15 protein-coding genes and 2 pseudogenes are annotated in these 19,925 nt (G+C 74.8%); 7 read left to right on the top strand and 10 right to left on the bottom strand.

Annotated elements, in window-relative coordinates; genetic code table 11:
• The 6 genes from ACZ6NC_RS30780 to ACZ6NC_RS30805 all read right to left on the bottom strand — a co-directional run.
• Positions 1-473 (bottom strand): Pycsar system effector family protein (locus ACZ6NC_RS30780; protein WP_465737125.1); only part of this gene is annotated, 473 nt, incomplete at its 3' end.
• Positions 474-479: 6 nt separating this feature from the next.
• Positions 480-1,838, bottom strand: coding sequence for a hypothetical protein (locus ACZ6NC_RS30785; protein WP_465737126.1), 1,359 nt, complete (start codon positions 1,836-1,838; stop codon positions 480-482).
• Positions 1,835-4,708 carry a hypothetical protein gene (locus ACZ6NC_RS30790; RefSeq protein ID WP_465737127.1) on the bottom strand — a complete coding sequence of 958 codons (2,874 nt, stop codon included), beginning with the start codon at positions 4,706-4,708 and terminating at the stop codon, positions 1,835-1,837. Before ACZ6NC_RS30790 ends, ACZ6NC_RS30785 begins: the two co-directional genes overlap by 4 nt.
• Positions 4,701-5,561, bottom strand: coding sequence for a nucleotidyl cyclase domain-containing protein (locus ACZ6NC_RS30795; RefSeq protein ID WP_465737128.1), 861 nt, complete (start codon positions 5,559-5,561; stop codon positions 4,701-4,703). Before ACZ6NC_RS30795 ends, ACZ6NC_RS30790 begins: the two co-directional genes overlap by 8 nt.
• Before the next feature lie 103 nt (positions 5,562-5,664).
• Positions 5,665-6,402, bottom strand: coding sequence for a Crp/Fnr family transcriptional regulator (locus ACZ6NC_RS30800; RefSeq protein WP_465737129.1), 738 nt, complete (start codon positions 6,400-6,402; stop codon positions 5,665-5,667).
• A gap of 492 nt (positions 6,403-6,894) precedes the next feature.
• Positions 6,895-7,965 carry a DUF3048 domain-containing protein gene (locus tag ACZ6NC_RS30805; protein ID WP_465737130.1) on the bottom strand — a complete coding sequence of 357 codons (1,071 nt, stop codon included), beginning with the start codon at positions 7,963-7,965 and terminating at the stop codon, positions 6,895-6,897.
• A gap of 340 nt (positions 7,966-8,305) precedes the next feature.
• Between ACZ6NC_RS30805 and ACZ6NC_RS30810 the strand changes: the two genes are divergently transcribed.
• The 7 genes and pseudogenes from ACZ6NC_RS30810 (at position 8,306) to ACZ6NC_RS30840 (ending at position 16,840) form a co-directional block, all read left to right on the top strand.
• The gene (locus ACZ6NC_RS30810) at positions 8,306-12,583 is read left to right on the top strand and encodes a molybdopterin-dependent oxidoreductase (RefSeq protein ID WP_465737131.1); all 4,278 of its coding nucleotides are present in this window, start codon (positions 8,306-8,308) and stop codon (positions 12,581-12,583) included.
• Between the two features lie 24 nt (positions 12,584-12,607).
• A pseudogene (locus tag ACZ6NC_RS30815) lies at positions 12,608-12,892 on the top strand (aldehyde oxidase); the annotation flags it as partial.
• 144 nt (positions 12,893-13,036) lie between these two features.
• Positions 13,037-13,276: a hypothetical protein gene (locus ACZ6NC_RS30820; protein ID WP_465737132.1), complete on the top strand. Its 240-nt coding sequence runs from the start codon at positions 13,037-13,039 to the stop codon at positions 13,274-13,276.
• A 78-nt stretch (positions 13,277-13,354) separates the two neighbouring features.
• Positions 13,355-13,927 (top strand): hypothetical protein, encoded by a 573-nt coding sequence (locus tag ACZ6NC_RS30825; protein ID WP_465737133.1) that lies wholly within the window; start codon positions 13,355-13,357, stop codon positions 13,925-13,927.
• Positions 13,924-15,837 carry an ABC transporter ATP-binding protein gene (locus tag ACZ6NC_RS30830; RefSeq protein WP_465737134.1) on the top strand — a complete coding sequence of 638 codons (1,914 nt, stop codon included), beginning with the start codon at positions 13,924-13,926 and terminating at the stop codon, positions 15,835-15,837. The genes ACZ6NC_RS30825 and ACZ6NC_RS30830 overlap by 4 nt, the downstream gene beginning before the upstream one ends.
• Complete coding sequence (locus ACZ6NC_RS30835) at positions 15,834-16,319, top strand: S26 family signal peptidase (RefSeq protein ID WP_465737135.1); 486 nt, start codon at positions 15,834-15,836, stop codon at positions 16,317-16,319. Before ACZ6NC_RS30830 ends, ACZ6NC_RS30835 begins: the two co-directional genes overlap by 4 nt.
• Positions 16,316-16,840, top strand: coding sequence for a MauE/DoxX family redox-associated membrane protein (locus ACZ6NC_RS30840; protein WP_465737136.1), 525 nt, complete (start codon positions 16,316-16,318; stop codon positions 16,838-16,840). The genes ACZ6NC_RS30835 and ACZ6NC_RS30840 overlap by 4 nt, the downstream gene beginning before the upstream one ends.
• Positions 16,841-16,940: 100 nt before the next feature.
• Here ACZ6NC_RS30840 and ACZ6NC_RS30845 read toward each other — a convergent pair whose 3' ends face one another.
• From ACZ6NC_RS30845 to ACZ6NC_RS30860, 4 genes and pseudogenes are all read right to left on the bottom strand, one after another.
• On the bottom strand, positions 16,941-17,708 hold the full coding sequence (locus tag ACZ6NC_RS30845) for an AfsR/SARP family transcriptional regulator (protein ID WP_465737137.1): 768 nt from the start codon (positions 17,706-17,708) through the stop codon (positions 16,941-16,943).
• A gap of 469 nt (positions 17,709-18,177) precedes the next feature.
• A complete protein-coding gene (locus ACZ6NC_RS30850) occupies positions 18,178-19,188 on the bottom strand; it encodes a DsbA family protein (RefSeq protein ID WP_465737138.1) in 1,011 nt (336 codons plus the stop codon).
• 142 nt (positions 19,189-19,330) lie between these two features.
• Entirely contained in the window at positions 19,331-19,660 is a 330-nt protein-coding gene (gene trxA / locus ACZ6NC_RS30855; RefSeq protein WP_465737139.1) for a thioredoxin, read from the bottom strand.
• 82 nt (positions 19,661-19,742) lie between these two features.
• Positions 19,743-19,925, bottom strand: a pseudogene (locus ACZ6NC_RS30860) (thioredoxin-disulfide reductase); the annotation flags it as partial.

The raw sequence follows: 19,925 nt of genomic DNA on the forward strand, positions 1-19,925 counted from the left end.
TTTTTCTCTTTCCCCCCCTTTCCCCCCCCCCCCCCCCCCCCCCCCCCCCCCCCCCCCCCCCCCCCCCCCCCCCCCCCCCCCCCCCCCCCCACCACCCGGCCGGCGAGTGCGGACCGGCCCTCGGCGGCGACCAGGTCGCCGAAGAAGGTGACCCCGTCGCGGTCGCGCAGGGTGCCGGTCCGGGGCAGGATCGCCCGCACCAGCGCCACCGCTCCGGCGGCCCAGAGCACGCCGCCGAGCGCGAGCAGTACGGCGGCGAGCGGACCGGGCCGGTCGGCGGGCCAGCTGCGGCCCAGCAGGAGAGCGGGCAGGCCGAGGGCGGCGGTGAGCAGGATCGAGGACTTGGTATCGGCCCGGCCGATGTCCTCGCGCACCGCCGCCAGGAGGCGGTCGGCGACGAAGCGGGCCTCGTCCGGGCAGTGTGAGGGGGCGCGGTGCGGGGCCGCGCCGGTGTCGGCGCCGGTGTCGGTCACGGGCCGTCAGCTCCATTCGCCGGGGGACCACGGGCGGTCGTCGCGCCCCCGGTCGTCGTCGTGGCGCTCGCCGGAGTGGCGGTCGTCGGTGCGGCGGTCTCCGCCGGCGGCGTCGGACCCGGGGTACTCCCAGTCGTCGAAGGCCTCGCTGGGGCGGCGCCCGGTCCGGGCCCCGGCGCGCTCCTGGTCCGGTGTGGCGGGCTCGGCATCCACCCACGGCGGGGTGAAGGGGGGACGCCCGTTCCCCGCGTCGTCCGGCCGGCCGGAGGTGCGGTCGGTCCGACGGCGGTCCTGGCGGGCGTCGCGGTCCTCGCGACGGTCCTCCCGGTGACGGCCGTCCCGCCAGGTGCCGTCCTCGTCGTCCGGACCGCGCCGCCGGCGCTCGCCCGGCGACAGCTCGGCCCTCGGAGCCGGCTCCCGGACCGGCGGCCGGCCGAAGCTGCCCTCGACGCGGTAGGCGCTGGTCCCGAGCAACTCCCTGACCTGCGACTCCAGTTCCGCCGACTGGATCACCCCCTTCTCGACCAGCCGCAGGGTGTGGTCGAGCAGTTCACGCTTGTCGGCACGGGACTCCTGGCGAAGCATCTCCATGAACGCGCGCGCCTCGTCCTGGTTGTCCGCGAGCATGAAGCAGATCTGGTTCCACTCGCCGCCCTCGAGCATCGTCCGGAACTTCCGCATGCGCATCTGCAGGAGCTCGGTGCGACGGTGCTCCTCGACCAGCGCGCGGTCGTGGCCGCGTGCCGCGGTGCGGTCGTCGTGGTCGAGGTTCCGCTCCGCGTCGACGTGCTGGATGGTCTTCTTGTCCACGGCGAAGCGCACGAAGAGTTCCGCCCGCAGCCCGAGGTCGTAGCCCAGGTCGTCCCACTGTCCGTTGCGGCAGGCGGACTTGACCGCGCGGTCGGCCTCCGCGGCGGCCGACACCGGGTAGTTCGAGCAGATCCCGCGCAGGCGCTCCACCAGCGGTGCCCGCAGGCGCACGGCCACGTTCTTGACCTGCTCGTCCACCACCTTGCGGTAGTCGGTGACCGACCACTGCACGTCCGCCTCCACCTCGAAGAAGGTGGCGCTGCCGGCCGCCGGGACCTGCAGGGTCAGCCGGGTGACATGGGTGCCCCTGGCCACCTCGCAGACCGTCACCGGGCGTGCCATCAGGGGCCGCCCGAAGTGTTCGGTGCCCATCGCGGTGACCACGCTGTGGCCGCCGTTGCGGTAGAAGAGCACCAGGGCGACTTCGGCACTCGGGTGGCGGGCGCCGGCGTCCGGGCGTGGGTACTCCCTCAGCAGTGGTCCGGCCGGGTGCTCGGGCGTGCTCGATCTGCCCCGGCCGGCGGGCCTTCCGGCGGCCTGCGGCTTCTCCGTCATCGTTCCTCCTCCGATTCCCCGACACCGTCTTCCCGGACACCGTCTTCCCCGGCACCGTCGGCCGACCGTCCGTCGTGGCCGCCGCGGCTGCGGCGCCCGCCCCGCCCCTCCCGCCCCCCGCCGTGGTCGCTGTCCGGCCGGCCGCCGGTGGCGAGGTGCCAGAGCTCGCGGCCCCGCGCGTTCGGCAGGGGATCGTCCGGGTCGTTCATCATGCGGCGCAACAGCCAGTCCAGCAGCCGCCGTTCACTGTCGGTGCTCAGCAGGGCCGGCAGCAGCGCGGCCAGACCGGCCCGGGTGTCCGGGCCGTCGTCGTCGACGGCACCGCGCAGCCAGAACTCCAGGCAGTCGGTGGCGGCCTCGTGGGAGCGCGGTGTGCGCAGCGCCGTCCACATCAGATCGGCCAGCGGGCCGGTCCGGTCGGGGCGGGTGACGGCAAGGGCGAGCGGCAGTGGCCAGTCCAGGTAGTCGCCGAGATCGGGCGAGGCCTCGCCGTCCCAGACCTCGCCGACCGTGGTCAACGCGAGCCGGACGACGGTCAGCAGGCCCAAGTCCTGGTAGGGCACCCGCTGGTCGCCGGTCCAGTCGGCGAGCCGGCGCAGCACCGCCCGGTCGTCCGGGCCGGAGAGCAGGCGGACGACGCTGTGCGAGGCGAGCGGAGCCTGGTCGTCCTCCTCGTCGGTGCCGATCCGGGCCAGCCCGTCGAGTGCGGCCTCCGCCGGGGCGGCGTGGCCGAAGCCGAGTGCCAGGGCGGCGGTCCAGCGCAGGCGGGGGGAGTCCGACCTGGTCCAGTCGCGGACGAGGGCCCGGACGGCGGGCCGGTGGCTCTCGTGCCGGGCCGTCTGGTCGAGCACGGTGGCGGCGAAGGCCCGGCGCTGGGTGGTGCGGGCGGTGGCCATCGGACGGACCAGCTTCTCGTAGCCGTTGGCGAAGTCCCGGGCGCAGAGCTCTCCGGAGGCGAGGGCGGCGCGCACCCAGATCTCGGGCCGCGGGTCGTCGGCCAGCAGCCGCATCCACCGGACCATCGGCTCGCGGGCCGGGTGGTGCCGGTCCCAGACCTCCGCGAGCACGGCGGCGGGCAGGGCCGAGCCCCGGTAGCGGACGATCCGGGCGGGCGCGCTGATGCCGGCCGTCTCCACCTCGCCCTCGGTCAACTCGGCCCGGAGGTAGGCGAGATCGGAGACCGGGTCGTCGCAGAACAGCGGGCGGGCCGGCGTGTTTCCGGGGTCGCGGGCCACCGCCAGCTCCCAGGTGAGCAGGTGAGCGGCCTCCGCCACGGTGCTGTGCACGGCGCCGTTGAGGACGGCCAGCGCGATCCGGGAGGCGGTCGGGTGCAGCACCGTGGCGGCCGAGCGGCCGGTCTCCTCGGCCGCGCCGGCGATCTCGCGGTCCGCGCCGGCGAACCACTCCTGGGCCTGCTGCGGGGCCAGGCTCCGGCAGCCGGCGAGGAGTTCCTCGCGGGTCAGCCGGCCGAGCACATGGGCGGCGATCAGGTCGGCGAGCAGTTCGGCCTCGGCGGGGCGGAGGTCCTCCAGGCCGACGCCGGCCCGCAGCTCCGGGTCGGCGGCCAGCTCGGCGGCCCGCGCGGCCGCCTCGTCGCCGGTCCCGCGGGCGGGCCCGTCACCGCGCCCGTCACCGCGCCCCTCACCGCGCCCCTCACCGCGCCCGTCACCGGGCTCGTCGGTGCTCCCGCCGCCGGGGTCGTCGGTGGCCGCGTCCGCACCCCCGGTGGGTGCGTTCTCCGCGTTCTCCGCGGTCTCGGTGGCCGCCGCGCCCTGGGCGGCCAGATTCGCGGCCAGCCTGGCACGCAGCAGTTCCTCGGTCGGAGCCGGCGGGCAGATCCGGCCGTACCGCCCGGACAGCAGGGGCGTGGCCGTGGGGCCGGCGGCCACCACCAGCACCGCGTAGGAGCCGACGCCGGCGAGCGCGGCGGCGAGCGCGTCCAGTTCGAGCTCGCTCGGGGGCAGGCCGGGGCTGCCGTGGCCGGAGGGGAGTTCGAGGAGGTAGCCGTGCCGCTGCCCGCCGTTCCCGTGGACGGTGGCGGTCAGCTGCGGCACGGCCGTCTCCGGGGAGACCCGGGAGACCCGGGCCGGTGGCTCCTCGGGGCCGGCGGACCGCACGCCGTCCTCCGGCCCGTCCGCAGCGGCCGGCCGGCTCTGCGTCAGCTCGTCGAGCAGGGCCAGCGCGGTGCAGGTCCGCCCGGCACCGGGGGCCGCGGCGAGGACCAGGACCCGCTGCCGGCGCAGTGCCTGCTGGAGGTCGACGTAGCCCTGCGGCTCCAGGTAGATCCGGCGGACCCGCCGCAGCTCCGACTCGGGCACCGGGCCGCTGACCGCGCCGACCGCCTGCCGGCTGTCCAGCCGCAGGTGGACGTCACCGATGTGGGCCTGGTGGAACACCGTGCGGTCGAACAGGTTGTGGTCGCCGCCGACCTGGTACGAGCCACGGGCCTGGCGGTGCGCGCGGGACGTCGCGCCCATGCCGGCCGCCGCCCCGCCCTCCTCCTCCTGCTCGTCGAGCAGCCGGTCGCGGCTGCGCTCGCGGAACCGGCCTGCGGCGCGCTCGCGTTCGGCGCGCTCCTGGTCCTCCGGGTCCTGGGCCGGCCGGTCGTCGGCGGGGGGCTCCCGGTCCGCGGCACCGGGTTCGGCGCCGCCCGGGGCCGGGCGCTCGTCCTCGGCGCGGTCCGGGTCGGCCCGCGGCCGGTCGCGGTCGTCCGGCCCGCCGGGTTCGGCCGGGTGCGCGCGCTCGGGCCGGTCGCGTTCGGACGGTTCGCGCCGGGGGCGGTCCTCGTCGGGGCGCCGGTCGGCTCGGTCACGCGGCTCGTCCGCCCGGCGCACGGCCGGGGCCGCGGGGGCGTTCCTCGGCTCAGCCACGGTGCGCCTCTCCGGTGGTGCGGCCGATGTGCACCGGCCCCTGGTAGGTGTTGTCGCGGTGCACCGACAGGTCGCCGTGCACAACCGTCCGCTCCTGCACGTCCGGCACGTCCGGCACGTCCGGCACGTCCTGCGCATCCGGCATGTCCGCCGGGGCGCTCCCCGCCGGGGCCGCCAGGGTGTACTCCGCCGGCTCCCGCCGGTCCGACGCGGGCGGCTCCGCACCGCCCTGCTCCGCACCGCCCTGCTCCGCGCCGTCCGGCACCTGCGCCGGCCGGGGCCGGCCGGGGAGGCGGAACCACGCGGGCGTGGCCCCGTCCTTGGTCCGCAGGCGGGCCGGCGCGTAGTCCCCGGGGTCGACGAAGCGGCCGCCGTGGTGGACCACCTCGCGGTAGAGCGAGTCGGAGACGACGACGACCAGGTCGGCCCGGTCGCGTTCGAGCAGCAGGCGGGCGGCGGCCGAGTCGGTGAGCCGGCAGGCGAGGTCGACGGCGTGGCCGCTGATGCCCTGGGCGTCGTGGGTGACCGGGCCGACGTGGAGGCCGACGCGGAGCCCGAGCGGCATCCGCAGGTCGGGGTTCTCCCGGCGCAGCTGCTCGTGCACCTCGGTGACCCAGACCCCGAGGATGCGGGCGGGCGGGACGGTGGGGTCCACGGCCGCCAGGATTCCGTCGCCGCGGTCCTCGCGGTGGACGGCGCGGGCCGGCACCCCGGCCTCGGCGAACGCCCGGTCGAGGACGGCGTACAGCTGCCGGCGCATCCGGGTCTTTCCCGCGTCGTTGTAGGCGCCGGACTTCCGGACGTCCACGCTGACCACCAACTCGTACACCGCGTCGACTGCTTGGTCCTGCACGTTCACCCCCACGCTTGTTCTCGGCACACCGTCAGAATCCGGCGTCGGGCGCCGGGTTGTCTGTGATGCTTTACATGCGCCGGCGATACCCCGGTCTCTGTGCTCAGAGGCGCGGTCTGGCCTCCGGCCGTTGGTCGTGCGGCCCCTGTGCGAGCAGGAGGAGCGGGGCGGGGGCGAGGATCTCGACCATCCGCGTGCCGGTCCGCACCAGCCCCTGGTCGCGGAGCAGCTTGAGTGCCTTGGCCACCGCCTCGCGGGTGGCGCCGACGGTGGCGGCGAGCTCGTCCTGCGCCAGGTGCACGACTGCCGCCGAACCACCGCCGGTGGAGCGGGCGTTGGCGGGCCCGGCGGTGGCGTCGGTGGTGGAGAGCTCGACGAGCCGGCTGGCGAGGCGCTGCACGACGGTGAGCGAGGCGAGTGCCGAGCGTTCCCGGTCGGAGTCCCGCAGTCGGGAGGCGAGCTGGGCCATCACCTGGCTGCCGACCCGGGGGCTCCTGGCCAGGAAGTGCCGGAAGCCGTCACCGGGTATCACGAGCGCCTCGACCGGCCCGAGCGCCTGTACGGTCGCGCTGCGCGGTCGCTGGTCCAACGCGGCGAGTTCGCCGATGAGTTCACCCGGTCCGCGCAGGCCGAGGACCAGCCGGGTAGCCCCGCGGTCGGTGGCCACGAAGACCATGGCCCAGCCGGTCAGGACCAGCAGGACGTGGGTTGAGCGGTCCCCCTCGGACAGCAGGTACTGCTCCGGTGCGAAGGTCTTCGGGGCTCCGAGCGAGACGAGCGCTTCATGGTCGTGGGCGGTGAGGGTACGGGCGAAGGGCAGGTCGCCGCCGAGCAGACCCATGCCACCCCCTGGTGATCGTGAACTGCCATGATCCGGTCCGACGTTGGGAGATCGTAGACCCGTCGGATGCGGATTCAGGCCAGATTTCTCACAACGGGGCCAATGTGGTGAGGGTGTGACTCAGGAGGCTGCTGAGGCACTCCGGCGAGGCCCTGGCGCGCTCCCTGTGCGATGCCGGAACCGCAGGTCGGGGCGGGTGCGGGGGAAGGATCTGTGCAGACTTGGAAACAATTCGGGCATCGATTGGCAACAGCTCGGTGTACACGCTCCGTTCGCCCTCTCGCGCGGGCACGGATGCCGGCGCCCCGGGACCGGCCGTGCACGGCGGCTACCGGCCCCGGGGCGCGGGAGGTCCAGGTCAGGCCGTGCCGGAAACGGGGCGAGGACGGTACCCGTGCTCTCCCGGCGTTCCGGGTACGCGCCGGGATCACGTCACCGACGGGCGCCGGCAAACGGCCTGAGACCGTACCCGGTCCGGCCGTCCGGTGAACCTCACGCGGGTTCGAGGACGATCCAGACCTGTCCGGGGTGGAAGGTCATCGGCTGCCCCGCGTAGCTGAACTCCGTGCCGCCGGCGGCGTCGGCCCGGGACCAGGTGCCCCGGTACGACGCGCCGTCCCGCAGGAAGACCGCCTCGCCGCCGCCGACGGTCGGCGCGAAGGGCAGGAGGTGTCCGAAGGAGTCGACCAGCCCTCGCGGCGAGGTGGTCTCGGCGACCTTCTGCACCACGATCGTCGGCGCGCCCATCTGCCCGGCGTCCGTCGTGGTGGCCGGCCTGCCGTCGACCGCCACCAGGTACCTGCCCTCCGCGGCGGACCAGGTGAAGGTGAACGAGGCCGCCGGCATCCGCGCGGTGAACGAGCCGGTCGGGACGCCGCCGGCCGGTGCGGCGCCGAAGCGGAAGCCGACATCGCGGGCCACCGCCGCGTCCGGGAAGTGACCCAGAATCCCGGACGGCACCACGTACTGGTTGAACGGCGGCACGTTCCACTGCCCGCGGAAGAACGAATCGTCCTGCAACGGCGAGCTGTTGAACACGTCCGCCCGGGCGAGCACCGGCAGGAACCGGCTCTGCGCCCCGGAGTACGCGAAGTCCACCCGCCCGTACTGCTGCAGGATGGGCAGATCGCTCTCCCGGGCACTGCGCACCGGGCCGATCCGGTCGCCGGCGGGCAGGTGGTTCGAGTCGTAGATCGCCAGGTACCGCGAGAGCCCGCCCTCCACCTCGATCGCGTACACCACGTCGGCCGCGTTCACACCCGTCTGGGGCCTGGCCGCGGCGGCGTTGTCGATCTTGACGGCGATGATCCTGCCCGCTTCACCCGGCAGCCCGGTGAGCGGCGACACGGTACCCGGGCCGCCGGGGCCGGCCGGTGAGGACGCCGACGGGGCGGGCGGCGGACCGGCCGCCGTGCGTCCGGGAGCGCCCCCGCCGCCGACAGTGACCACCACCGCCAGCAGAGTCGCGAGGAGCACGGCGGCGCCGCCGACGGCAAGGGCGACGAGCCGGCGCCGGAAGGTCAGGGAGCGCCACCGGCCCAGCGCACGCTCGACGGTCTTCATCGGATACCTCCAAGGACCCCCGCCCTTCGGGGCGGGGAGGAAGTCGACCGAGCTCACCTCCGTGCACCCGGTCGACAGGGACCCCGGCACCTGTGAAGACGCGACCGCCGACCGGCGCGGTTCCGTCCCCCCGCCGCGGACGGGCTTGCGGCGGCCGGTTCGCTCACACCGTGGCCGCGACCGGTGTGCGGCGATGTTAACCATCGATGATCAGCCGGCGTGACGCGGTGGTAACCGGGGCTTCCTACGGTGCTGACGGTGGGGATGCCCCCACGGCCGCCCGCAGGAGCCGCACAGCCCGGCGGGCGGCGAGGAGGAGTGCTACCGAGGAGGAGCCCCTGTGACGGCGTCGGGCCCGAAGACCACCAGCACCGTGAAGACCGTCTGCTCGTACTGCGGTGTCGGCTGCGGGGTGCTGCTCGACGTCGCGACGGACGACGCCACCGGCCGGCGCACGGTGGTCAAGGCGTCCGGCGACAAGGGCCACCCGGCCAACCTCGGCCGGCTCTGCACCAAGGGCGCCACCAGCGCGGACATGCTCGCCGCCGCCGGCCGGCTGGGCACCGCGCTGGTCCGGGCGGAGCGCGGCGCCGAGCCGGCCGCGACGGACGTGGACGAGGCGATCGCCGCGACCGCGCAGCGGCTGCGGAGGATCCTGGACGAGCACGGCCCGGACGCGCTGGCGTTCTACGTGTCCGGCCAGATGAGCCTCGAAGCGCAGTACCTGGCGAACAAGCTGGCCAAGGGCTTCGTGGGCACCAACCAGATCGAGTCCAACTCCCGTCTCTGCATGGCCAGCGCGGCCACCGGCTACAAGCTGTCACTGGGCGCCGACGGGCCGCCGGGCTCGTACCGGGACTTCGAGCACGCGGACGTCTTCTTCGTCATCGGCGCCAACATGGCGGACTGCCACCCGATCCTCTTCCTCCGCCTCATGGACCGCGTCAAGGCGGGCGCCAGGCTCATCGTGGTCGATCCGCGCCGCAACGCGACCGCCGACAAGGCCGACCTCCACCTGCAGATCAAGCCGGGGACGGACCTGGCCCTGCTCAACGGCCTGCTGCACCTGCTGGTGGAGAACGGGCACACCGACCCGGCCTTCATCGAGGAGTTCACCGAGGGCTGGGAGACGATGCCCGGCTTCCTCGCCGACTACCCGCCCGCGACGGTCGCCGGGATCACCGGCATCCCGGAGGCCGACATCCGGGAGGCGGCGCGGCTCATCGGCGAGGCCGGGGAGTGGATGAGCTGCTGGACGATGGGTCTCAACCAGTCCACCCACGGCACCTGGAACACCAACGCGCTGGTCAACCTGCACCTGGCGACCGGCGCCATCTGCCGCCCCGGCAGCGGCCCCTTCTCGCTGACCGGCCAGCCGAACGCCATGGGCGGGCGCGAGATGGGCTACATGGGCCCGGGGCTGCCGGGCCAGCGCTCGGTGCTGGTGCCGGCCGACCGCGAGTTCACCGAGCGGCTGTGGGGCCTGGCCCCGGGCACGCTGCGCGCGGAGGCCGGGCAGGGCACCGTCGAGATGTTCTCGCGGATGGCGGAAGGCGGGATCAAGGCCTGCTGGATCATCTGCACCAACCCGGCCGCCACGGTCGCCAACCGGAAGACCGTCATCGCCGGCCTGGAAGCGGCCGAGTTCGTCATCACCCAGGACGTCTTCGCCGACACCGAGACCAACGCCTACGCCGACGTGGTGCTGCCCGCCGCGATGTGGGCCGAGGCCGAGGGCGTGATGATCAACTCCGAGCGCGACCTCACCCTCGTCCGGCCGGCCGCCGACCCCGTGGGCCAGGCCCTGCCGGACTGGCAGATCATCGCCCGCGTCGCCTGCGCGATGGGCTTCACCGAGGCCTTCGGCTACGACAGCGCCGAGGAGGTCTTCGAGGAGATCAAGCGGGCGTGGAACCCGAGGACCGGCTACGACCTGCGCGGCGTGACGTACGAGCGGTTGCGGGAGACCCCGGTGCAGTGGCCCAGCGCCTCCGTCGACGGGCCGGACCGCAACCCGGTCCGGTACGTCAACGACGGGGTCAGCCAGACCCTGCTGGAGCGGCCCGACGGCACCCGCCCCCGGCTGGCGTTCCCCACGGCGAGCGGCCGCGCGTCCTTCTTCGCCCGCCCGCACCTGGCCGCCGCCGAACTGCCCGACGACGACTTCCCGTTCGTCCTCAACACCGGCCGCCTGCAGCACCAGTGGCACACCCTGACCAAGACGGGGAAGGTCGCCAAGCTCAACAAGCTCAACCCCGGGCCCTTCGTCGAGGTCCACCCGCAGGACGCCGAGGCGCTCGGCATCGCCGCGGGAGACCACCTGGAGATCGCGTCCCGGCGCGGCAGGGCCGTGCTGCCGGCGGTCGTCACCGACCGGGTACGGCCGGGCGACTGCTTCGCGCCGTTCCACTGGAACGACCTCTTCGGCGAGTACCTCAGCATCAACGCCGTCACCAACGACGCCGTGGACCCGATCTCCTTCCAGCCCGAGTTCAAGGCCTGCGCCGTCTCGCTGAGAGTGGTGCGGGCGCCGGAACGCACGGTGCCCGCTCCCGTGCCCGCGTCCGCCGGGCCCACCCCGGCGGAGCCCCGGCCGCAGCCGGTGCCCCTCGCGCAGCAGGGTGCGGGCACCGCCGGGCTGCGCGGTCTCTTCGGCATCGCGGACCTCGCCCCGCCGGCCTTCGCCACCGGTGAACGGCATTTCCTGGCCGGCTTCCTCGCCGGGCTGGACGCCGCCCCGCCGCAGGCCGCCACCGTGCCGGTCCTGCCCGACCGGGCCCCCATCGACCCGGAGCGGGCCCTGTGGGTCAACGGCGTGCTGGCCGGCAGGTTCTCCCGCACCACCGCCGTCGCCCCGTCGCCCGCCACGCCGCCGTCGCCCGCGCCGCACACCGGGGAGCAGCCGACGGCGGCCGACAGGCCCGCGCGCCAGGTCCTCGTCCTGTGGGCCTCGCAGACCGGCAACGCGGAGGAGGCAGCCGCCATGACCGTCGGCCGCCTCGCCGAGGCCGGCTGGCAGGCGGAGCTCCTCGGCATGGACGACGTCAGCCCGGCCTCCCTGCCGCCCGGCGCCCCGGTCCTGTTCATCACCAGCACCTTCGGCGACGGCGAGGCGCCGGACAACGGCTCCGGCTTCTGGGCGGCCCTCTGCGCCGGGGACCAGGCCCTGACCGGCAGCCTCGGGTACTCGGTGCTGGCCCTCGGTGACTCCAGCTACGACGACTTCTGCGGCCACGGCCGGCGCCTGGACCAGCGCCTCGGCGAGCTGGGCGCCACCCGGCTCGCCCCCCGCACCGACTGCGAACCGGACTACGCCGAGGCCGCCGGGAAGTGGCTCGACGAGGTCCTCGGGGCGCTGGCGGAGCGCCTGTCGGCGCCCGGCCGGGCGACGTCCGCGCCGGCCGGTCCCGCGACCCGGACCGCGCCCACCGCGGCGGTCACACCGCCGGCCGGGCCCGGAGGCCTGCCGGCCCCGGCGGAACGGGCCGGCTACTCCAAGACCTCGCCCTTCGCCACGCTGCTGATCGGCAACCGGCTCCTCAGCCTCCCGGGCTCGGCGAAGGAGGTCCGGCAGTACGCCTTCGACACCCGCGGCGGCGATGACGGCGACCTCGCCTACCAGGCGGGTGACGCGCTCGGTGTCTGGCCGGCCAACGGCTCGGAACTCGTCGCGGAGTGGCTCGCCGCCACCGGCCTCGACCCCGCCGACACCGTGCCGGCCGGCGACGCGGGGGACATCCCGCTCGGCGAGGCCCTGCGGACCCGGCTGGAGATCGCGAAGATCACCCCCGACCTGCTGCGCTTCATCGCCGAGCGCACGGGCGACAGCGGCCTGCGGCGGCTGCTGCGGGCGGACAACAAGGGGGAGCTGGCGAAGTGGAGCTGGGGCCGCCAGGCCGTCGACATCGTCGGCGCGTTCCCCGTCCGGGCGACCGCGCGGGAGTGGGCCGGCGTCCTCAAGCGCCTGCAGCCCAGGCTGTACTCGATATCGTCCAGCCCGCTGGCCCACCCCGGCGAGGTCCGCCTGACGGTGTCCGTCGTCCGCTACACCAACGACCTCGGCAGGAACCGCAACGGCGTCTGCTCCAGCTTCCTCGCCGACGCCGCCGACGACGGCCCGGTCCCCGTCTTCGTCCAGCGCTCCCCGCACTTCCGCCCGCCCGGCGACCCCGCCACACCCATGATCATGGTCGGCCCGGGCACCGGGGTGGCACCGTTCATCGGCTTCCTGGAGGAGCGGCAGGCCCGCGGCCACACCGGCCCGAACTGGCTGTTCTTCGGCGAACAGCGCGAGGCGACCGACTTCTACTACCGGGAGGAGCTGGCGGCGTTCCAGGCCTCGGGCCACCTGGACCGCCTCGACCTCGCCTTCTCCCGTGACCAGCGCGCCAAGATCTACGTGCAGGACCGGATGCGCGAACACGGCCCCCGCCTCTGGGACTGGCTGCGGGGCGGCGCCCACCTCTACGTCTGCGGTGACGCCGGCCGGATGGCCAAGGACGTCGACCGGGCCCTGCGCGACATCGTCTCCGCGCACGGCGGCCTGGACGACGACGAAGCCGGCGCCTACGTCCGCCAGCTCGCCACCGACAAGCGCTACGTCCGGGACGTCTACTGATTCGGGTGCGATCCGGCAGACCGGGATCCGCGGCGGGAGGTCACCACCGCCGCCTTCCGTCGCTACCGGCTCCCCGCCTACGCCGACGTGCCGCGCACCGAGGTGCACTTCACGGAGACCTCCGACGCCATCGGGCCGCTCGGCGCCAAGTCGATGAGCGAGAGCCCCTTCAACCCCGTCCCGCCCGCCTTCGCCAACGCCCTGCGCGACGCCACCGGCATCCGCTTCACCGAGGCCTCCTTCCTCCGGGACAAGGTCTGGCAGGCCATCACCGAGCACCGCGCGAGGACGGGCGCACAAGGCGGGTGACAGGCCCTGCCCGGTCCGGCGGCGCCACCCCGGCGAGCCGGACCGGACAGCGGGCGCAGAGCCGATGAGGAGCCGATGGAGAGAGGGCCCGGACAGCATGGTGGGCGACCCGAACGGACGGGTCGAACCCCACAAGGAGGTCTCATGACCAGGACCCTCACGTCGCTCGGCGACCGGATGCTGGGCGCGCTGCTGAAGCAGAAGAAGGCCGGCGCCTGTGTGCCGCCGGACTACTGCGGTGTCGTCGCCTGTACCTCGCGGAGCGGCTACTGCTCCGGCGGCTGGTGGTGGCAGCCGATGTGCAACGGCTACTACAACTGCACCGGCACCTGCAAGGGCACCGGCGGCCTCCAGTACAACAAGAAGGTCGCGTACGGCTGCTGACGACCGGATGGGCGGGGGCCCCGTGCCGGCGGGCCCCCGCCCTCTGTCGCCCTTGGAACGGCCCAGAGAGGAACCGACATGCTCACCGCCCTCATCGCCCTCGCCGTCGTGCTCGGCATCGCCACCGCGGCCAACCTCGTGCTCACCTTCGCTGTCGTCCGCAGGCTGCGGACGCTGGAGGAAGGCGGCACGGGCGCCCCCGACGCCCTGCCGGAGGTCGGCACCGCCGTCGGCGAGTTCAGCGCCGTCACGGTCTCCGGAGAGGAGATCACCGCGGCCGACGTGGCCGCCGGTGACGCCTTCGCCGGCTTCGTCATGGTCGGCTGCACGCCCTGCGGCACCCTGATCGAGTCCCTGGCCGGCGGCGCCGCCACCGGGGCCGAGGACCCGCTGTTCTTCGTCGTCGGCGACCGGGAGAGCCCGGAGACCCGCAGGATGACCGCCGCCCTGTCCCCGGTCGGCCGGGTGGCCGTCGTCGCCGAGAAGTCCTCGGCCACCGCCGCCTTCGGCCAGGTCGGCGCCTTCCCGACCCTGCTCAGGCTGAAGGACGGTGTCATCGCCGCGGCCGGGCACGAGCTGGCCGACGTCGTGCCCGCGTCGGCGCACCGCGCGAGGACCGACCACCCGGCTCTGCTCGGGGAAGCGGTGTGACCAGCACCGTCGTCGGGCGGGTACGGGCCGCGGCCGCCGCCCTGCGGCTGGGCTGGCGGGCCTCGCCGCAGGGCATCCTGCTCCAGCTCCTGCTCGCCCTGCTCACCGGGGCGCTCCCGGCCGTGATGGCCTACGTCACCAAACTGCTCGTCGACGCCCTCGCCGGTGCGGGCGGCCCCGGCGTGGCCGACGGCACCCGGGTGGCGTGGCTCGCGGCCGCGGGCGCCGCCCTCGCCGGGGCGACCGCCGTGCTCAACCACGTCACCGCGCTGATCGGCGCCATGGTCGGCCGGGCCGTCAACCTGGAGGTACAGGACCGGCTCTTCGAACGGGTCAACGCCTACCGCGGGCTGCGCCCGTTCGAGGACCCGGCGACCCAGGACCGCATCCGGCTCGCCGAGACCGCGGCCCAGGGCGCACCCCACGACGTCCTCGACTTCCTGCTCGACTCGGTCCGCAGCACCGCGACGATCGCCGGGTTCCTCGGCACCGTGCTGGTGTTCTGGCCGCCGATGGGCGCGCTGCTCGTGCTCTGCGTCGCGGTCTCCGTCGTCGGCCACCTGCGCACCTCCCGGGGCCTGGCCGACACCGCCGCCGCCGTCGTCCCCGCCACCCGGCGGTACTACTTCTACCGGACGCTGCTCATCGACCCCCGGGCCGCCAAGGAGATCCGCCTCTTCGGCACCGGGCCGCTCTTCCGCCGGCGCGCGCTCGACGGGCTCCGCGAGACGACCGGCGCCGGCCTGGCCGCCCTGCGCCGCAGCGTCCTCGTCCAGTCGGGGCTCGCCCTCCTCACCGCGGCCGTCGCCGGCACCGCGGCCGTCGTCGTGGCACGGCAGGTGCTCGCCGGCCGGATCACCCTCGGCGACATGACCCTGTTCACCGCCGCGGTGGCCGCCGTCCAGGGCGCGTTGTCGTCCATCGTGATGCAACTCGGACGCGCGGAGGAGGCCCTGCGGCTCTTCGGGCACTACCTGGCGCTGCTCGGCTCGCCCGCCGACCTCACGGACGGCACGGTCGTACCGCCCCCGCTGCGGGACGGCATCACCTTCGAGGACGTCTGGTTCCGCTACACCCCCGACGCCCCCTGGGCGCTGCGCGGAGTCGACCTGCACCTCCCGCACGGCCACGCCGTCGGCCTCGCCGGCGTGAACGGCGCGGGCAAGAGCACACTGGTCAAGCTGCTCTGCCGGTTCTACGACCCCGAACGCGGACGCATCCTCTGGGACGGCGTCGACATCCGCACCATGCCGGTCGACGAGCTGCGGCGCAGGATCGGCGCGACCTTCCAGGACTTCATGACCTACGACCTGACCGCCGCCGAGAACATCGGCCTGGGCGCCCCCGAGCACGGGGAGGACCTCGGCCGGATCCGTGCCGCCGCCCGCCGCGCCGGCATCGACCGGACCTTGGAGCGGCTGCCCCGCGGCTACCGGACCCTGCTCAGCCGGACGTTCACCGACGAGGACGAACAGGAGGGCGTCACCCTCTCCGGCGGCCAGTGGCAGCGCGTCGCCCTCGCCCGGTCGCTCATGCGCGAGGACGGCGAGCTGCTCGTCCTGGACGAGCCCAGCTCCGGCCTCGACGCGCTCGCCGAGCGGCAGGTCCACCAGGCGCTGCGCCGCCACCGCGCCGGGCGCACCAGCCTGCTGATCTCGCACCGGCTCGCCGCCCTGCGTGAGGCCGACCTGATCGTGGTGCTCTTCGAGGGGCAGGTCGTGGAACGCGGCAGCCACGACGAGCTGGTGGCGCTCGACGGCCGGTACGCGGAGATGTTCGCCGCGCAGGCCGAGGGCTACCGCGCGGACGGTCCCCCCGTCGCCGCGGGACGCCGGCCGGCCGCCCGTGCGGCGGCCGGGCCGGACACCGCGCCGCGCGCCGCAGCGGACCGGCCCGAGGTGGTGCGGTGAACGCGCTCTCCCCGACCGTGGCGGCCGTCGCAGCCGGGGCGCTGGCCGGGGCCGCGGCGACGGTGCTGCTGCTCCGCCGTTCCTTCGAGCTGGTCGTCGTGCAGGGCGGCAGCATGGAGCCCACGCTGCGGGACGGCGACCGGGTGCTGGTGCGCCGCACCACGGTGTTCCACCGCGGCGACGTGGTGGTCATCCCCGCCCCGGACGGGCCGCGCGCCCCCCAGGACACGCCCTGGCTGGTGAAGCGGGTCAGCGGCGTGGCGGGCGACCCGGCCGCCGACGGCTGCCCCGCGGTGCCGTCCGGACACCTCGCGGTCCTCGGCGACAGCCCGCGCAGCCTGGACTCCCGGACCTTCGGCACCGTCCCGAGCCGCACCGCCCTGGGCGTCGCCGTCCGCCGGATGTCCCGCGAGGGGCGGCCCGCGCAGTCCCTGAACCGATCGGGGCACCGTACGACCCACGGTTCGAGGAGGACCGCATGACGATGCTGCAACTGGCCGCCCGCGCCCTGCTGGTGGTGGTCTTCGGCACCGCCCTGATCGGCAAGGCGCGCAGCCGCGCGGCCCTGGCCGCGTTCACCGCCGACCTGGCCGGCTTCCGCTGGCTGCCGGCCGGCCTGCGGCGGCCGACCGCCGTCGGCGTGATCGTCGCCGAACTGGTGACCGTGGCGCTGCTCGCGACGGTACGCCAGGCCGGCGCGGTGGCCGCGCTCGTGCTGCTGGCCGGCTTCACCGTTGCGACCCTGCGGGCCGGGCGGGCGGCGGACTGCCGGTGCTTCGGCCGGGCGAAGCCCGCCGCCCGCGGCAGCGCCGGGGGCTTCGTCCTGCGCAACTCCCTGCTCGCCGCCGGCGCGCTCGCCGCGGCGCTGGCCCCCGGCGGGGACGTGGCCCCCGCCCTGGCGGCGGTCGCCCTCGCCGCGGGCGTGGCCGCGGGCGCCCTGGTCGTACGGTGGGACGACATCGCCTACCTGTTCCAGGGGCCCGCCACACCCCGACGCTCCTGACGTTCCTGCCGTTCCTGTCGTGCCCGGCGTGCCTGATGCTTCCGGAGTGCCCGGTGTTCCCGGCGTTCCCGGCGGGCGGACCGCGGGGCGGCCGAGCCGGTCAGCGGCCCGTACGAGGGTGGCACGGGTGGGTGCGCGCCGGGTGGCAGCAGAGGCGGCGCAGCCGGGGGAGGCCCGCGCGGGTGTGCCGGCGCGGGCCCGTCAGCGCCGGGTCGCCGCGCAGCACGGCGTTCTCCAGCTCCACCAGGGCGGCCCCCGGGTCCAGCCCGAACTCGTCCGCGAGCAGGGCCCGCAGCCGGCGGGCCACGGCCAGTGCGTCGGTCTGCCGCCCGCTGCGGTACAGGGCGAGGACGAGCTGCTCCACGAGGCGCTCGCGGGCGGGGTAGCGGTCCACCAGGGCCGTCAGCTCGGGGACCAGCTCCTGGTGCCGCCCCGCGCCGAGTTCGATGTCCGCCAGCAGCTCAAAGGCGGCGAAACGTTCCTCCTCCAGGTGGGCCCGGAACGGTTCCACGAACGGCGCGTCGATCCCGATGAGCGCGGCGCCGCGCCACAGACCGAGCCCGGTCCGCAGATGCCGGACGGCCCGCGTGTGCTCGCCCAGCGACGTGAGCCGCCGCGCCTCCGCGACCTCCCGGCAGAAGTCCATGGTGTCGAGGTCGTGCCGGCCGACCGACAGGCGGTATCCGCCCGCCAGCGAGGCGAGCGGCCCGGCGTCGTCCCCCGGCCCGGCCCCGGCGGCAGCCCCGGGGAGGAGCTTGCGCAGGGCCGAGACGGCGGTGTGCACCTGGCCGCGGGCACTGCGCGGCGGACGCTCGCCCCAGAGCGCGTCCACCAGCTGCTCGATGCAGACCTGATGGTTCGCGTTCAACAGGAGGAACGTCAACACCGCACGCCGGCGCGGCCGTTCGATGGGCACCTCGGTGCCGTGGTCGAAGACTTCCAACGGTCCAAGAACCGTGTAGCGCATGTTTCCCCCGAGCTACGGACCTTGTGGGCAGCTCACGCGAACTCCCGTTGGTCGAACGGGAGTCGTCGGCTCGCGATGCGCGCGATCATAGGCCGTCGTCTCAGCTATTGGAACCGCGCTGCCGAAAACCCGGGCCCGCACTCCTGCCCGGAGCCCGGAGCCCGGAGCCTGGATGCCGCGCACGCGGACTGCCCGGGCGTCTGGTCGTCCAGCACAACGACCGCCCGGTGGATTGGTGCGCCTGTGCAAGAGGGGAGAACGGAGCGAGCGACTCGGCAGCAGGCGCCCGAACCGCGAAACCGTAGGGCGGCTCCACAGTTCGTCGTGGATCCTGTGGCATCGTCAGGACTCTGATCCGGGCCGCTGTCGGTCACGCGAAGTCCGGTGTCATGGCGGCGGCGATCTTCAGATGCGGGGCGGCCCGCTCGGCCAGGCCCAGGCGCTGGAGGGTACGACCGAGCATGAGCCGGAGGTAGGAGTCGTCCGGCAGGTCGGTGACCAGCTGCTCCAGGAGGCTGCGGGCGCGGCCGAGCTGGGCCGAGGCGAAGTAGGCGCGGGCGGCGAGGTGGCGCACGGTGAGGTCGTCGCCGTGCTCGTCGAGCAGCGGCTGCAGCAGGGTGAGCGCGCCGAGCGGATCGCGCAGCTCCAGGAGGGACTCGGCGTACCGCAGGCGGCTGACCTCCTCGGGTAGATCGCGTTGCGGGCCACCGGCGGCGCCTAGCGCGGTGGCGAGGAAGTCGGCGATGACGTCGGGTGGTTGGGCGCCGGCCAGGGCCCGGTCTCCGACGACGATCGTCGGGGAGGTCTTGATGCCCCGCGCCTTGCCGGTCAGGCGAAGCTCCCGGACGGTACGGTCGGCGGCGTCGGTGTCGAGCAGGGTGGCGGCCTCGGCGAATCCGGCGGTGGCCGCGACGGTCCGGAGCGTGTCGGGCGCGCTGATGTCACGGCCCTCGACGAAGTGCGCCCGCATCAGGTGCTCGACCACGGTGGCCTGCAGTGTGGCGCCGCCGTGCTCGTGGGCGAGGGTGAGGAGGCGGTGGGCGAGGTGGCTGCTGGAGCGCCAGGCCGGGCCCCAGTCCGGTCCCAGGCCTTCTGCGGCTGCGATGCGGGACAGGGGCACCTGGTCGCCCTCGGCCGCCGGGCCCTCCGTGGCCGACGGGTCCGCCGAGCACCGGAGTGCGGCGTCGTCGACCATCGGGTCGCGCTGGGCCGGATCCACCGGAACTGCCCGGACCGGGGCGGTCGGGTCGATCAGGAACGGCCGCCAGACGGCCTCGATGTCCAGGGCGGACAGGGCCGGAGTTGCCAGGGCCGTCTCCAGCCGCCGCTTGCCGATGTAGGCCCAGGGGCAGACCACGTCTGCCCAGATCTCGATGCGCATCCTCGCCCTCGTGTCCTCTCCGGGGTGTTTGCCTGCCGTGCCGGCGGCGGGTCTGTGCGGGCGCCGGGCGCCGCGGCCGGCGGAGCGTGTTGGCGACCCGGGGGGCCGGGTCCGGTGCGGCCCGGCCCCACGTTCGGGGCGGTCAGCCGATGAAGTCGGCGAGGTTCCGCTTGAGCTGGTCCTTCGGCAGGGCGCCGACGATGGTCTTGACGGCCTTGCCGCCGGTGAACACCTTCAGGGTCGGGATGGACATGATCCCGTACTGGGCCGCGAGGGCGGGGTTCTTGTCGATGTCGACCTTCACGACCGTCAGGCGGTCGCCGTGCTCGGCGGCGATCTGGTCCAGGGTGGGGGCGATCATCCGGCACGGGGGGCACCAGGTGGCCCAGAAGTCGACCAGGACGGGCTTGTCGCTCTGGAACACGAGCTCCTCGAAGTTGCTGTCGGTCGCGGTGATGGTGGTGCCTGCCATGGGAGATGTCCTTGATCTGTCGGTGAGTCGGGTGAGTCGGGTGTGTCGGATGGTTCGGGTGAGTGGTGGTGGTCCGGGCCGGTCAGACGGCGGCGGCGACGGTGGCGGTCTGGGTCTCCAGGTCGGCCAGCGAGGCCAGGTGGCGCTCGGCGTCGAGGGCGGCGGAGGTGCCGGTGCCGGCGGCCGTGATGGCCTGGCGGTAGGTGTGGTCGACGACGTCGCCGGCGCCGAAGACGCCGGGGATGTTGGTCCGGGTGGAGGGGGC

The sequence above is a fragment of the Kitasatospora sp. NPDC041988 genome, from assembly GCF_055588525.1.

Bases quoted from the DNA above. Each gene is read 5' to 3' on its own strand.
- ACZ6NC_RS30785 (WP_465737126.1), bottom strand. From the start codon at position 1,838: ATGACGGAGAAGCCGCAGGCCGCCGGAAGGCCCGCCGGCCGGGGCAGA.
- ACZ6NC_RS30800 (WP_465737129.1), bottom strand. From the start codon at position 6,402: ATGGGTCTGCTCGGCGGCGACCTGCCCTTCGCCCGTACCCTCACCGCC.
- ACZ6NC_RS30805 (WP_465737130.1), bottom strand. From the start codon at position 7,965: ATGAAGACCGTCGAGCGTGCGCTGGGCCGGTGGCGCTCCCTGACCTTC.
- ACZ6NC_RS30820 (WP_465737132.1), top strand. From the start codon at position 13,037: ATGACCAGGACCCTCACGTCGCTCGGCGACCGGATGCTGGGCGCGCTG.
- ACZ6NC_RS30825 (WP_465737133.1), top strand. From the start codon at position 13,355: ATGCTCACCGCCCTCATCGCCCTCGCCGTCGTGCTCGGCATCGCCACC.
- ACZ6NC_RS30840 (WP_465737136.1), top strand. From the start codon at position 16,316: ATGACGATGCTGCAACTGGCCGCCCGCGCCCTGCTGGTGGTGGTCTTC.
- ACZ6NC_RS30850 (WP_465737138.1), bottom strand. From the start codon at position 19,188: ATGCGCATCGAGATCTGGGCAGACGTGGTCTGCCCCTGGGCCTACATC.
- trxA (WP_465737139.1), bottom strand. From the start codon at position 19,660: ATGGCAGGCACCACCATCACCGCGACCGACAGCAACTTCGAGGAGCTC.